The following is a 13,400-nucleotide window of genomic DNA, read 5'->3' as shown; positions in this document are numbered from 1 at the left end:
TGGCGGCCGGCCCCAGCCCGTCCGCTCGACCGACGACAAGGCACGTACGTGAGAATGCGCAACCAGTGGCTGGTCATGCCCCTCGGCGCGGGACTCGCCGCGGCACTCCTGACCGGCTGTGGCTCTGACGAGAGCGACTCCGCCGACGGCGGCAACGCCGTGGTCATGGGAATGTCCGACGACATCCAGGCCACCGACCCGGCCTCCGGCTACGACCCCGGCTCGTGGCTGCTGTTCAACAACGTCTTCCAGTCGCTGCTCAGCTTCCCCAAGGGAGGCACCGAGCCGCAGCCGGAAGCCGCCAAGGAGTGCCACTTCAGCGACAGTGCGACCAAGGTCTACACGTGCACGCTGCGCGAGGGGCTGAAGTTCAGCAATGGTCACGCGCTCACGTCGAAGGACGTCAAGTTCTCCTTCGACCGCATGATGCGGATCAACGACGAGGCCGGCCCCGCGATCATGTTCCCGATGCTGGACAAGGTCGAGACCCCGGACGCCAGGACCGTCACCTTCAGGCTCAAGTCCGCCGACGCGACCTTCCCCAGCAAGATCGCCTCGGGCGCCGGATCGATCGTCGACCACACCGCGTACCCCGCGGACAAGCTGCGTAACGACGGCAAGGCCGTCGGCTCGGGCCCCTACAAGCTCGACTCCTTCGGCAAGAAGCAGGCCGGTTTCTCGGTCAACGCCAAGTACGAGGGCACCGCCAAGGTCAAGAACCAGGGCGTCACCATGAAGTTCTTCCACGGTGACCAGGCGGGCCTGAAGAAGTCGCTGCTCGCCGGGAATCTCGACCTCGCCTACCGCGGTCTCGCCGCCAAGGACGTCGCCGACATCGAGAAGTCCGGCACCAAGAACCTGGACGTCATCGAGGGCACGAGCGCCGAGGTCCAGCACCTCGTCTTCAACATGGACGACCCGGTCGCGGGCAAGATCGGCGTCCGCAAGGCGATGGCCTACCTCATCGACCGCGACGCCCTCATCGACGACGTGTACGACCAGACCGCGACGTCGCTGTACTCGATCATTCCGGCGGGCATCACCGGCCACAACACCGCCTTCTTCGACAAGTACGGGGCCCGCCCCTCGAAGAGCAGGGCGGCGGCCGCGCTGCGCGCCGACGGCGTCAACACGCCGGTCAAGCTCACGCTCTGGTCCACGCCCGCGCGCTACGGCCCCGCCACCGACGCCGAGTTGAAGACCATCGCCAAGCAGCTCAACGCGAGCGGCCTGTTCGACGCCGACGTGAAGTCCGTCGAATTCGCCCAGTACGAGCGGGACATCAAGTCCGGCAAGTACGGCGTCTACGTCAAGGGCTGGGTGCCCGACTACCCGGACCCGGACAACTTCACCCAGCCGTTCTTCGGCAAGGGCAACGTCCTGGACAACCGCTACGACAACAGCACCATCACCGGCAGGATCATCCCGGAGACCGGCGCCCAGAGCGACCGCTCCGGAACGGTCCCGCGCTACGAGCAGCTGCAGAACATCGTCGCCGACCAGCTGCCCATCCTGCCGGTCTGGCAGGCCAAGCAGTACGCCGTCGCCAAGTCCGACGTGTACGGCCTGGAGAACTGCCTCGACGCGTCGACCGTCTTCCGGTTCTGGGAGATCAGCAAGGGCTGAGCCCCGTACGCACACGAAGGCGGCGGTCACCGTGATGGTGACCGCCGCCTTCGCTGGTACTGGCTACTGCGCGCCGGGGCGGACCAATCCGCTCTCGTACGCGTACACGGCCGCCTGCACCCGGTCGCGCAGGCCCAGCTTCGTCAGCACATGGCCGACGTGCGTCTTCACCGTCGTCTCGCTCACGAACAGGTCGGCGGCGATCTCGGCGTTGGACAGGCCGCGCGCGACGAGCTTCAACACCTCCACCTCCCGCTCCGTGAGGGTGTGCAGGGTGTCCGGGACCGGCTCGTCCCCGGACGGAAGATGGTCCGCGTACTTGTCGAGCAGACGACGCGTGATGCTGGGCGCCAGCATCGCCTCGCCGGCCGCCACCACCCGGATCGCCTGCACCAGCTCGCCCGCGGGCGCGTCCTTCAGCAGGAAGCCACTGGCCCCCGCCTTCAACGCCTCCACCACGTACTCGTCGAGATCGAACGTGGTCAGCACCAGGACCTTCGCCGGGCCGTCCTTGCCGGGGCCCGAGATCTGCCGGGTCGCCTCCACACCGTCCATCCGCGGCATCCGGATGTCCATCAGGACCACATCGGGCTGCAGGGCACGCACCTGGTCGAGCGCCTGCAGACCGTCCCCGGCCTCGCCGACCACCGCGATGTCCTGCTCGGCCTCCAGGATCATGCGAAAGCCCGTACGCAGCAGCGGCTGGTCATCGACCAGTAGGACGCGGATGGCCACGAAACTCTCCTTTGATCCTTCGACAGACCCGGCGGCCCATTCTGCCCTGCTATGCCTGCGGGAGGTCCTCCGCCCCGGCCCGGGGCGCCGAGACGATCTGCAGCGGGTACGGCGGGGGAGTGCCGCCGAACTCCGGGCACACCGCCTGGTGGTCGCACCAGCCGCACAGCTTCGTGGGCCTCGGCCGCCAGTCGCCCGTCTCCGTCGCCTGCTGGATCGCCTCCCACAACGCGAGCAGCTTCTGCTCCACCCGCTCCAGATCCGCCTCCACCGGGTCGTACGTCACCACGTCCCCACTGCCCAGATACACGAGCTGAAGGCGGCGCGGCACGACCCCCTTCAGGCGCCACACGACAAGCGCGTAGAACTTCATCTGGAACAGCGCGCCCTCCGCGTACTGGGGGCGCGGCGCCTTGCCCGTCTTGTAGTCGACGATGCGCACCTCGCCCGTCGGCGCCACGTCCACCCGGTCGATGATCCCGCGCAGCTTCAGACCCGACTCCAACTCGGCCTGCACGAAGAGCTCCCGCTCCACGGGCTCGAGCCGCGTCGGATCCTCCAGCGTGAACCACCGCTCCACGAGGCGCTCCACATCGCCGAGCCAGCGCGCCATCCGCTCGCCCGCGGCCTCCTCGCCCTCGCCGGCGTCGGCGAACAGCTCGGCCAGCTCCGGCTTCGACTCCCGAAGGCGCTCCCACTGGCCGGGGATCAGCGCCGTGGCCCGCGGCGCCGTCCGCTCGTCCGCGGGCGCGTCGAAGAGCCGCTCCAGGACGGCATGGACCAGCGTGCCCCGCGTCGCCGCCTCGCTCGGCTTCTCCGGCAGCTTGTCGATCACCCGGAACCGGTACAGCAGCGGGCACTGCATGAAATCGCTCGCGCGCGACGGCGAGAGCGACCCCGGCGGGGCGGCCGCGGGCCGCGCAGGGGCCTGATCCGTGCTGGTCTCCATGCCGTACGACGATACGGGGCCGCACTGACAGTCAGGCACCTGCACGCGGGCCGCGTCTTGCGTAGCGTGGCGCGGGGGAGTCGACGGGGGCCCGTCGACACTGTCCGCATACCATCGACGCCAGAACGTCCCGCCGGGCGGCGGGAAACGCTTCGAACGAGGGGACCGAGGGATCACCGTGGACGAGAGCGGCCAGCCGCAGTCCGGCACCGGGGAGGCGACGTCGCCCCGACCTCCGGCCGCGGTCGAGCCGGACGCGACCGAAGCCCGCGCAACCAGTGGGGCCCAGGATCCGGGAGAACCCGAAACGCCGCAGGACCAGGGGGAGCGCGGGACCGGCACGGAACCGCAGGACGCGGTCACCGGGCAGCCGGAGAGCGCGGCAGCGCAGCAGCAGGCCGACGCGGAACCGGACAGCGCGGCGCCGCAACAGACCCCCGACGCCCCGCAGTCCACCGGCACTCCGCAGACTCCTGGCAACCCGCAGGCCGACCCCACCCCGGCCACGGACTTCACGCCCCAGTCGCAGGACACGCCGCCCGCGCCCCCCTACGACCGCCACCCCGAGCGCGCCACCGCCGCCTCCGGCAAACGCAAGGGCGCCATCAAGGGCCCCACCAAGCGCCCCGAACCACGCGGCGGACTGCTCATGGGCCGCCCCTTCGGCGTCCCGGTGTACGTCGCCCCCAGCTGGTTCCTCGTGGCGGCGCTGATCACCTGGGTGTTCGGCGGCCAACTCGACCGCGTGCTGCCCGAACTCGGCGCCGCCCGCTACCTGGTCTCCCTCTTCTTCGCCGTCGCCTTCTACGCCTCCGTACTCATCCACGAACTCGCCCACACCGTCGTCGCGCTGCGCTACAAGCTCCCGGTGCGCCGCATCCAGCTGCAGTTCTTCGGCGGCGTCTCCGAGATCGAGAAGGAGTCCGAGACCCCCGGCCGCGAATTCATGCTCGCCTTCGTGGGCCCCCTGCTCTCCCTCGTCCTCTCCGGCGTCTTCTACGCGGCGATGCGGGTCGTCGAACCCGGCACCGTCCCCGGCGTGCTCCTCGCGGGCCTGATGATCTCCAACCTGATCGTCGCCGCGTTCAACCTCCTGCCGGGACTGCCCCTCGACGGCGGCCGCATGCTCCGCGCCGTCGTCTGGAAGCTCACCGGCAAGCCCATGAGCGGCACCATCGCCGCCGCCTGGGTCGGCCGCGCCCTCGCCGTCACCGTCCTCATCGGCCTGCCGCTGCTCACCCAGTCCGGCGCCCTCGGCGAAGGCGCCGAAGAAGCCGGCGGCATGGACACCCTCATGGACGCGCTGCTGGCCGCCATCCTCGCCGCGATCATCTGGACCGGCGCCGGCAACAGCCTGCGCATGGCCCGGCTGCGCGAACACCTCCCCGACCTGCGCGCCCGCACCCTCACCCGCCGCGCCGTCCCCGTCGAGAGCGAAACCCCGCTCTCCGAAGCCCTGCGCCGGGCCAACGAGGCGGGCGCCCGCGCCCTCGTCGTCGTCGACGCCGACGGCGACCCCCACTCCCTCGTCCGCGAGGCCGCCATCGTCGGCATCCCCGAACACCGCCGCCCCTGGGTCCCCGTCAGCGGCCTCGCCCAGGACCTCACCGACGGCATGCGCGTCTCCGCCGAACTCGCCGGCGAAGAACTCCTCGACACCCTCCGCGAGACCCCCGCCACCGAATACCTCGTGGTCGAGGAGAACGGCGCCATCTACGGAGTCCTCTCCGCGGCCGACGTGGAACGCGCCTTCGTCAAGGCCATGGCCCGCCCTTCGTAGACGTCGCAGTAGACGTCGCACGAGCCGTGTGGTCGGCGTCCCCCGCCAAGCCCGGTAGGCTGTTCACATGTCCGAACCGACCGGTGCCGCCCGCAGGCGCGGGCCCTTCACGGTCGGGGACCAGGTACAGCTGACCGACCCCAAGGGCCGCCACTACACGTTCACGCTCGAAGAGGGAAAGAACTTCCACACCCACAAGGGTTCCTTCCCGCACGACGAGCTGATCGGCGCACCCGAGGGCAGCGTTGTCCGCACCACCGGAAACGTCGCCTACCTCGCGCTGCGCCCCCTGCTCCCCGACTACGTCCTGTCCATGCCCCGCGGCGCCGCCGTGGTCTACCCCAAGGACGCGGGGCAGATCCTCGCCTTCGCCGACATCTTCCCCGGCGCCCGCGTCGTGGAAGCGGGTGTGGGCTCCGGCTCGCTCAGCAGCTTCCTGCTGCGGGCCATCGGCGACCAAGGCATGCTGCACTCCTACGAGCGCCGCGAGGACTTCGCCGAGATCGCCAAGGGCAACGTCGAGCGCTACTTCGGCGGACCGCACCCCGCCTGGCAGCTCACCGTCGGCGACCTCCAGGACAACCTGTCCGACGGTGACGTGGACCGCGTCATCCTCGACATGCTCGCCCCCTGGGAGTGCCTGGACGTCGTCAAGAAGGCGCTCGTCCCCGGCGGCATCCTGTGCTGCTACGTGGCCACCACCACGCAGCTCGCCCGCACCGTCGAGTCCATCCGCGAGATCGGCTGCTTCAACGAGCCGACCTCCTGGGAGTCGATGATCCGCAACTGGCACGTGGAGGGCCTCGCCGTCCGCCCCGACCACCGGATGATCGGCCACACCGGCTTCCTGCTCACCGCCCGCCGCCTCGCGGACGGCGTCGAGCCGCCCATGCGCCGCCGCCGCCCCGCCAAGGGCGCCTACGGCGAGGACTACGACGGCCCCAACGCCGCAGGCGGCAACCGGGGCCGCTGAGCCACCGGGCCGAGTCACCGAAAACGTACAACCGCACAACGCGACAGCGCCGCCGCTGAGTTCCCCCGCACCCACGGGAACTCTGCGGCGGCGCTTGTTCGTTGGCGTAACGGCAGCAACAGGACCAGATATCACCGAGAGAAAGAACGGACCCCACCGTTCCCGCGCACTGTGACGTATGGCACGATGCTGGCCACCCCCACCGGCACAGCCCTCACAGGAGACGCTCCTCGTGCAGCAATCCGCCGTCCCGGAACTGGCGCACACCACCACACGACCCATCCACTGGCTGGCCACCGCGGCCGCCCTCGCCGCCGTCGTCGCGGTCTCCGGCTTCCTCAAGCCCGATTCCGCCACCGCGGCCCAGGCCGACCAGGAGTCACCCGCGAGCAAGCCCGCGGCCGTGGCCCCGCCCGACCCCGCCGCCGTGCACTTCCCGCTCGACTGCGGGCCCGTCAAGACCGCCGTCGTCAAGAAGGCCGCCGGGGACCTGGACGGCGACGGACGCCCGGAGACGGTCGCCGTCGTCCGCTGCGACGCCGGCGTCGGCACCCCGCCCAGCGGCATCTACGTCGTGACACAGCCCGCAGGAGCCAAGCCCCGCGTCGTCGCCACGCTCGTCACACCGAAGGACAACTACTCGGCGACCATGCTCGCCATACAGGACGGATCGGTCCTCGCCGACCTGGACGGTTACTCCTCGGACGCCGTGCCCCGATACCGCCCGGACGTCCACGAGAAGGCCAAGTGGCAGTGGAAGGGCGGGGCGTTCGTCCGCTCCACGCCCTCCGAGGCCCGCGCCGCCTGACACCGCACGCAAGGGGCCCCGTCCGCCGGATCACCGGCGGACGGGGCCCACATGTTTACGCAGAGCTACCGAATTTTACTCAGCGTCAGGGCCGTAGATCTCGACCCTGTCCGAAACCCGGCGCACATGGATGCAGTCGCCCGGACACTCCTTCGCCGACGCCACCACATCCGTGAAAAGCGGAAGCGGCACGGGCGTTGACGCACCCGCGTCCTGCAACAGCTCGTCGTCCGCGCTCTTCACATACGCGAGACCGTCGATGTCCAGCTCGAAGACCTCCGGAGCGTACTGCGCGCAGATCCCGTCCCCGGTGCACAGATCCTGGTCGATCCACACCTCCAGCGGAACGCCGCTGTCGGTATCGGATCCGGCCTCTTGCCGCACGGTCATGTCTCCTGCCGTTTCCTGCGTCGCGGCTGCCGAAAAGCTCCTTCAGAGGAGCAAGTCGGGCCAAGCCTGACGGGTGTTGAACGCTTCGACCCTACAACCGGCCGCTTTCCGATGTTGTTGGGTGGGTATTCCCCTGGCGTGAGGGAGAGCGCAAGGGTGAAGATCGGACACACCCCATCGTCTTTTTGATCTAGGGGTTTCAATCGACACCCGCCCAGGTAGGGTCTGGAAGCGTCCAGCTCCCCTTGGAGGAGGTGAGGACCGTGGCAGCCCACGACGACGACATCAACCGCGGCATCCGCCCGGGACGAGGGTCCGAAGACCCTGCCGGGCAGGTTGCCTATCTCGAGCAGGAAATCGCCGTCCTGCGGCGCAAGCTCGCCGACTCTCCGCGGCACACGAGGATTCTCGAAGAGCGGATCGTCGAACTGCAGACCAACCTGGCCGGCGTGTCCGCCCAGAACGAGCGGCTCGCAGGCACACTCCGAGAGGCCCGCGACCAAATCGTGGCCCTCAAGGAAGAAGTCGACCGGCTGGCACAACCACCGGCAGGCTTCGGGGTTTTCCTCTCGGCAAACGAGGACGGCACCGCCGACATCTTCACCGGCGGCCGCAAACTCCGTGTGAACGTGAGTCCAAGCGTCGAACTCGAAGAGCTTCGGCGCGGCCAGGAACTCATGCTCAACGAAGCGCTCAACGTGGTCGAGGCCATGGAGTTCGAGAGCGTCGGCGACATCGTCACCCTCAAGGAAATCCTCGAGGACGGCGATCGAGCCCTCGTGGTCGGGCACACCGACGAGGAACGGGTGGTACGGCTCGCCGAGCCGTTGCTGGACGTCACCATCCGCCCCGGCGACGCCCTGCTGCTCGAACCCCGATCCGGCTATGTCTACGAAGTCGTACCGAAGAGCGAAGTAGAGGAACTCGTCCTCGAAGAGGTCCCGGACATCGGCTACGAGCAGATCGGCGGCCTGGGCAACCAGATCGAACTGATCCGCGACGCGGTCGAGCTCCCCTACCTCTACCCGGACCTCTACAGGGAGCACGAACTGCGGCCGCCCAAGGGCGTCCTGCTGTACGGGCCCCCCGGATGCGGTAAGACCCTGATCGCCAAGGCAGTGGCAAACTCCCTCGCCAAGAAGGTCGCGGAAGTGACCGGAGTGGCCCAGGGCAAGAGCTACTTCCTCAACATCAAGGGTCCCGAACTTCTCAACAAGTACGTCGGTGAGACCGAGCGGCAGATCCGCCTCGTCTTCCAGCGTGCTCGTGAGAAGGCCAGCGAGGGCACGCCCGTCATCGTCTTCTTCGACGAGATGGAGTCCCTGTTCCGCACCCGTGGCTCCGGCGTCAGCTCGGACGTGGAGAACACCATCGTCCCGCAGCTGCTCGCCGAGATCGACGGCGTCGAAGGCCTGCAGAACGTGGTCGTGATCGGCGCCTCCAACCGCGAGGACATGATCGACCCGGCCATCCTGCGGCCCGGACGACTCGACGTGAAGATCAAGATCGAGCGCCCGGACGCCGAAGCGGCCAAGGACATCTTCGGCAAGTACCTCACCCAACGCCTCCCGCTGCACCTCGACGACCTCGACGAGCACAGCAGCGACCGGGCAGCCACCGTTCACGCCATGATCCAGACGGCCGTGGAGCACATGTACGCCGAAACCGAGGAAAACCGCTTCCTCGAGGTGACGTACGCAAATGGCGACAAGGAAGTCCTCTACTTCAAGGACTTCAACTCCGGCGCAATGATCGAAAACATCGTCGGCCGCGCCAAGAAGATGGCCATCAAGGCCTTCCTCGAGCAGAACCAGAAGGGACTCAGGGTCTCCCACCTCCTGCAGGCTTGCATCGACGAGTTCAAGGAGAACGAGGACCTGCCCAACACCACCAACCCGGACGACTGGGCCCGAATCTCCGGTAAGAAGGGTGAGCGGATCGTCTACATCCGCACCCTCGTCACCGGAAAGCAGGGCGCGGACACCGGACGCTCCATCGACACGGTGGCGAACACCGGTCAGTACCTGTAAAAGACAGGGTGGCTGCGGGTGCCCCAACCGGGTACCCGCAGCCGACCTGTTTTGCGGCAGCACTCCGCGGCACACGACAGGAACCGACCACGCGACCACCCGCTCGAAGCCGGAGCGAATCCAATGACGCAAATGATCTCCCCACCAGCGCAAAGGCGTTCTAGGCTCTTCCATGCCGCCGGGTCGCGCAGTGCGGGGACGGGCACCGCACACGCACCGGAGAACCAGCGGTACTTGAGCGGCGCCCCCGACCGAGGGCGCTGCCGGGCAAGGAGGGCCGCATGACCGTACGGCGAGTAATGGGCATCGAGACGGAATACGGGATCTCAGTCCCCGGCCACCCCAACGCCAATGCCATGCTCACCTCGTCCCAGATCGTCAACGCCTACGCGGCGGCGATGCACCGGGCCCGCAGGGCCCGCTGGGACTTCGAGGAAGAGAACCCGCTGCGCGACGCCCGAGGCTTCGACCTCGCCCGTGAGGCCGCCGACTCCAGCCAGCTCACCGACGAGGACATCGGTCTGGCCAACGTCATCCTCACCAACGGCGCGCGCCTCTACGTAGACCACGCACACCCCGAATACAGCTCACCCGAGGTCACCAACCCCTGGGACGCCGTGCTCTGGGACAAGGCCGGCGAGCGCATCATGGCCGAAGCCGCCGACCGGGCGGCCCAGCTCCCCGGCGCCCAGCCCATCCACCTCTACAAGAACAACACCGACAACAAGGGCGCCTCCTACGGGACGCACGAGAACTACCTGATGAAGCGGGAGACCCCCTTCTCGGACATCGTGCGCCACCTGACCCCGTTCTTCGTCTCACGCCAGGTCGTGACAGGGGCCGGCCGTGTCGGCCTCGGCCAGGACGGCCACGAGCACGGCTTCCAGCTCAGCCAGCGCGCGGACTACTTCGAGGTCGAGGTGGGCCTCGAGACCACCCTCAAGCGCCCCATCATCAACACGCGCGACGAGCCGCATTCGGACGCCGAGAAGTACCGCCGCCTGCACGTGATCATCGGCGACGCCAACCTCTCGGAGATCTCCACCTATCTCAAGCTCGGCACGACGTCACTCGTTCTGTCCATGATCGAAGACGGTTTCATCGCGGTCGACCTGGCCGTGGACCAGCCGGTCCGCACCCTCCACCAGGTCTCCCACGACTCGTCCCTCCAGCATTTGATCACGCTCCGTAGTGGCCGCACACTCACCGCGGTCCAGCTCCAGATGGAGTACTTCGAACTCGCCAGGAAGTACGTGGAGGAGCGCTTCGGCGCCGACGCGGACGACCAGACCAAGGACGTCCTGGCCCGCTGGGAGGACGTACTGGGGCGCCTGGAGTCCGACCCCATGAGCCTGTCCGGCGAGCTCGACTGGGTCACGAAGCTCGAGCTCATGCAGGGCTACCGGCGCCGCGACAACCTCGAATGGGACGCCGCCAAGCTGCACCTGCTGGACCTCCAGTACGCCGACGTACGCGCCGAGAAGGGGCTCTACAACCGTCTGGCGGCGCGCGGCAAGATGAAGCGTCTCCTGGACGAGACGGCGGTCGAGAACGCCCGTACGAAGCCGCCTGAGGACACCCGGGCGTACTTCCGCGGACGCTGCCTCGAGCAGTACGCGGACGACGTCGCGGCGGCCTCCTGGGACTCGGTCATCTTCGACCTCCCGGGCCGGGACTCGCTCCAGCGTGTCCCCACCCTGGAACCCCTTCGCGGAACGCGGAACCACGTGAAGGAGCTCCTTGACAGGTGCCGCACGGCCGAGGATCTGGTCCGGGTGCTGTCCGGGCAGTGACCGGCGCCCGATCCGCCGATGATCAATCACCGATCCGGGGCTGAAAAGTCGGTGGCAGGGGAATCACAGAGGTGGGTCCCGCACGTTGAGGAAAGTGCGGGGCCGATGTCAGAGCCGACGCGTAGGGTTCTGATCACGAACGACCTGAGCGAACCACGTCGTCCACGGCGTGGATGTCGAACCGAGCGGGGTGAGCTGGACATGGCAACCAAGGACACCGGCGGCGGGCAGCAGAAGGCGACGCGCTCCACCGAGGAGGTCGAGGAGCAGGAGGTCGACGAACAGTCGACCGAGGACCTCAAGGAGCGCCAGGAGAAGCTGAGCGACGACGTCGACTCGGTTCTGGACGAGATCGACGACGTTCTCGAGGAGAACGCAGAGGACTTCGTGAGGTCCTTTGTGCAAAAGGGCGGCGAGTAGGCGAAGCGTCGCGTGCGGTGCGGTGCGCCCACACCGTGCGCGGCCTTTGCGGAACGTCCTCGCCGTACATGTGGATCACTGCCACGAGACGGGTAGGGTCCGAGTCGTACTGTGCTTCAACTGCAATTCGGCCCTCGGCAAGTTGGGAGACGATCCCGACACCACACGTCGGGCCATCGCCTACTTGGAAGGAAACGCGTGGAAGCCAACCCTCGTAGCACCGGGCGTCTACCGGCTGCCTTCCTGACGCCTGGATCGTCGTCGTTCATGGACTTCCTGTCGGAGCACCAGCCCGAAATCCTGCCGGGCAACCGGCAGTTGCCGCCGACGCAGGGCGTCATCGAGGCCCCGCACGGCACGACCATCGTGGCCACCACGTTCCCCGGCGGCGTCGTACTCGCCGGTGACCGGCGGGCCACGATGGGGAACGTGATCGCGCAGCGCGACATCGAGAAGGTCTTCCCGGCGGACGAGTACTCGGCCGTCGGCATCGCCGGCACCGCCGGTCTGGCCGTCGAGATGGTGAAGCTCTTCCAGTTGGAGCTGGAGCACTTCGAGAAGGTCGAGGGTGCGCAGCTGTCGTTGGAGGGCAAGGCGAACCGGTTGTCGACCATGATCCGGTCGAATCTGGGGATGGCCATGCAGGGTCTGGCCGTCGTGCCGCTGTTCGCCGGGTACGACGTGGATCGCGAGAGGGGCCGGATCTTCTCGTACGACGTCACGGGTGGCCGCAGCGAGGAGCACGGTTTCGCGGCGACCGGTTCCGGTTCGGTGTTCGCGCGTGGGGCGATGAAGAAGCTCTACCGCGACGACCTGTCGGAGGAGGAGGCGACGACGCTGGTCGTGCAGGCTCTGTACGACGCGGCGGACGACGACTCGGCGACGGGTGGTCCCGACATGGCGCGGCGGATCTTCCCGATCGTCACGGTGATCTCGGACGAGGGCTTCCGTCGGCTGTCGGACGACGAGTCCTCGGGTATCGCCCGGTCGATCCTGGAGCGGCGTATGGAGCTGCCGGACGGTCCGCGGGCCGCTCTGCTCTAGCCGGCCGACTCCCTCTTGGTTGCCTACTCATCGAGCCACTGACAGAAAGGGACGGATAGCCGGTGTCGACGCCGTTCTATGTCTCACCCCAGCAGGCGATGGCCGACCGCGCGGAGTACGCGCGCAAGGGCATCGCTCGCGGTCGCAGCCTTGTCGTGCTGCAGTACGCCGATGGCATCGTGTTCGTCGGCGAGAACCCGTCCCGTGCTCTGCACAAGTTCAGCGAGATCTATGACCGGATCGGCTTCGCGGCCGCCGGTAAGTACAACGAGTACGAGAACCTTCGGATCGGTGGCGTGCGCTACGCGGATCTGCGCGGTTACACGTACGACCGTGATGATGTGACGGCTCGTGGTCTGGCGAATGTGTATGCGCAGACGCTGGGCACGATCTTCTCCAGCGCGGGGGAGAAGCCGTACGAGGTGGAGTTGGTGGTCGCCGAGGTCGGTCAGTCGGCCGAGGGCGACCAGATCTACCGGCTTCCGCACGACGGGTCGATCGTCGACGAGCACGGCTCGGTGGCGGTCGGTGGCAGTGCGGAGCAGATCAGCAATTATCTGGATCAGCAGCACCGTGACGGCATGACGCTGTCGGAGGCGTTGAAGCTGGCGGTGACGGCGCTGTCCCGGGACACCAATGGGGGCGAGCGGGAGATTCCCGCGGAGCGCCTTGAGGTGGCGGTCCTGGACCGTACGCGGCCGCAGCAGCGGAAGTTCAAGCGGATCGTGGGGCGGCAGCTGGAGCGGCTGCTCACGGCAGAGGGGGCTGCCGCGACGACGGAGGCCGAGTCGGATGCGGTGTCCGACGACGAGGGTCCTTCAGAGGGCAAGTAGCAGCCCGTAGCGCGTCGTG

At 68.1% G+C, this 13,400-nt stretch carries 13 protein-coding genes; 10 read left to right on the top strand and 3 right to left on the bottom strand.

Annotated elements, in window-relative coordinates; translation table 11 throughout:
• Window positions 1-48: 48 nt before the first annotated feature.
• On the top strand, window positions 49-1,626 hold the full coding sequence (locus OHA73_RS11035; RefSeq protein WP_327654942.1) for an ABC transporter substrate-binding protein: 1,578 nt from the start codon (window positions 49-51) through the stop codon (window positions 1,624-1,626).
• A 63-nt stretch (window positions 1,627-1,689) separates the two neighbouring features.
• Here OHA73_RS11035 and OHA73_RS11030 read toward each other — a convergent pair whose 3' ends face one another.
• Window positions 1,690-2,361, bottom strand: coding sequence for a response regulator (locus OHA73_RS11030; RefSeq protein WP_266721484.1), 672 nt, complete (start codon window positions 2,359-2,361; stop codon window positions 1,690-1,692).
• 49 nt (window positions 2,362-2,410) lie between these two features.
• Window positions 2,411-3,310 (bottom strand): RecB family exonuclease, encoded by a 900-nt coding sequence (locus OHA73_RS11025; protein ID WP_267071048.1) that lies wholly within the window; start codon window positions 3,308-3,310, stop codon window positions 2,411-2,413.
• A gap of 178 nt (window positions 3,311-3,488) precedes the next feature.
• Between OHA73_RS11025 and OHA73_RS11020 the strand changes: the two genes are divergently transcribed.
• The 3 genes from OHA73_RS11020 to OHA73_RS11010 all read left to right on the top strand — a co-directional run bounded on the left by OHA73_RS11020 (window position 3,489) and on the right by OHA73_RS11010 (window position 6,871).
• A complete protein-coding gene (locus OHA73_RS11020) occupies window positions 3,489-5,090 on the top strand; it encodes a site-2 protease family protein (RefSeq protein WP_327654941.1) in 1,602 nt (533 codons plus the stop codon).
• A gap of 67 nt (window positions 5,091-5,157) precedes the next feature.
• Complete coding sequence (locus tag OHA73_RS11015) at window positions 5,158-6,063, top strand: tRNA (adenine-N1)-methyltransferase (RefSeq protein ID WP_266721490.1); 906 nt, start codon at window positions 5,158-5,160, stop codon at window positions 6,061-6,063.
• 232 nt (window positions 6,064-6,295) lie between these two features.
• Window positions 6,296-6,871 (top strand): hypothetical protein, encoded by a 576-nt coding sequence (locus OHA73_RS11010; protein WP_266721491.1) that lies wholly within the window; start codon window positions 6,296-6,298, stop codon window positions 6,869-6,871.
• A 75-nt stretch (window positions 6,872-6,946) separates the two neighbouring features.
• Here the strand turns inward: OHA73_RS11010 and OHA73_RS11005 are convergent, their stop codons facing one another.
• Entirely contained in the window at window positions 6,947-7,261 is a 315-nt protein-coding gene (locus tag OHA73_RS11005; RefSeq protein ID WP_267071050.1) for a ferredoxin, read from the bottom strand.
• Window positions 7,262-7,524: 263 nt separating this feature from the next.
• Between OHA73_RS11005 and arc the strand changes: the two genes are divergently transcribed.
• The 6 genes from arc to prcA all read left to right on the top strand — a co-directional run bounded on the left by arc (window position 7,525) and on the right by prcA (window position 13,381).
• On the top strand, window positions 7,525-9,291 hold the full coding sequence (gene arc, locus OHA73_RS11000; protein ID WP_266721495.1) for a proteasome ATPase: 1,767 nt from the start codon (window positions 7,525-7,527) through the stop codon (window positions 9,289-9,291).
• 281 nt (window positions 9,292-9,572) lie between these two features.
• Window positions 9,573-11,084 (top strand): depupylase/deamidase Dop, encoded by a 1,512-nt coding sequence (dop, locus tag OHA73_RS10995; RefSeq protein WP_267071051.1) that lies wholly within the window; start codon window positions 9,573-9,575, stop codon window positions 11,082-11,084.
• Between the two features lie 201 nt (window positions 11,085-11,285).
• Window positions 11,286-11,504: a ubiquitin-like protein Pup gene (locus OHA73_RS10990; protein WP_266721499.1), complete on the top strand. Its 219-nt coding sequence runs from the start codon at window positions 11,286-11,288 to the stop codon at window positions 11,502-11,504.
• A 22-nt stretch (window positions 11,505-11,526) separates the two neighbouring features.
• Entirely contained in the window at window positions 11,527-11,751 is a 225-nt protein-coding gene (locus OHA73_RS10985) for an endonuclease domain-containing protein (RefSeq protein WP_443063059.1), read from the top strand.
• A complete protein-coding gene (gene prcB, locus OHA73_RS10980) occupies window positions 11,703-12,548 on the top strand; it encodes a proteasome subunit beta (protein WP_267071052.1) in 846 nt (281 codons plus the stop codon). Before OHA73_RS10985 ends, prcB begins: the two co-directional genes overlap by 49 nt.
• Before the next feature lie 62 nt (window positions 12,549-12,610).
• Window positions 12,611-13,381 (top strand): proteasome subunit alpha, encoded by a 771-nt coding sequence (gene prcA, locus OHA73_RS10975; RefSeq protein ID WP_266721501.1) that lies wholly within the window; start codon window positions 12,611-12,613, stop codon window positions 13,379-13,381.
• The last annotated feature ends 19 nt before the right edge of the window (window positions 13,382-13,400 follow it).

This window comes from Streptomyces sp. NBC_00483 (assembly GCF_036013745.1).
GTDB lineage: Bacteria > Actinomycetota > Actinomycetes > Streptomycetales > Streptomycetaceae > Streptomyces.
Note: the sequence above shows the minus strand (reverse complement) of the source record. Positions and strands in the feature narration are given on the sequence as shown.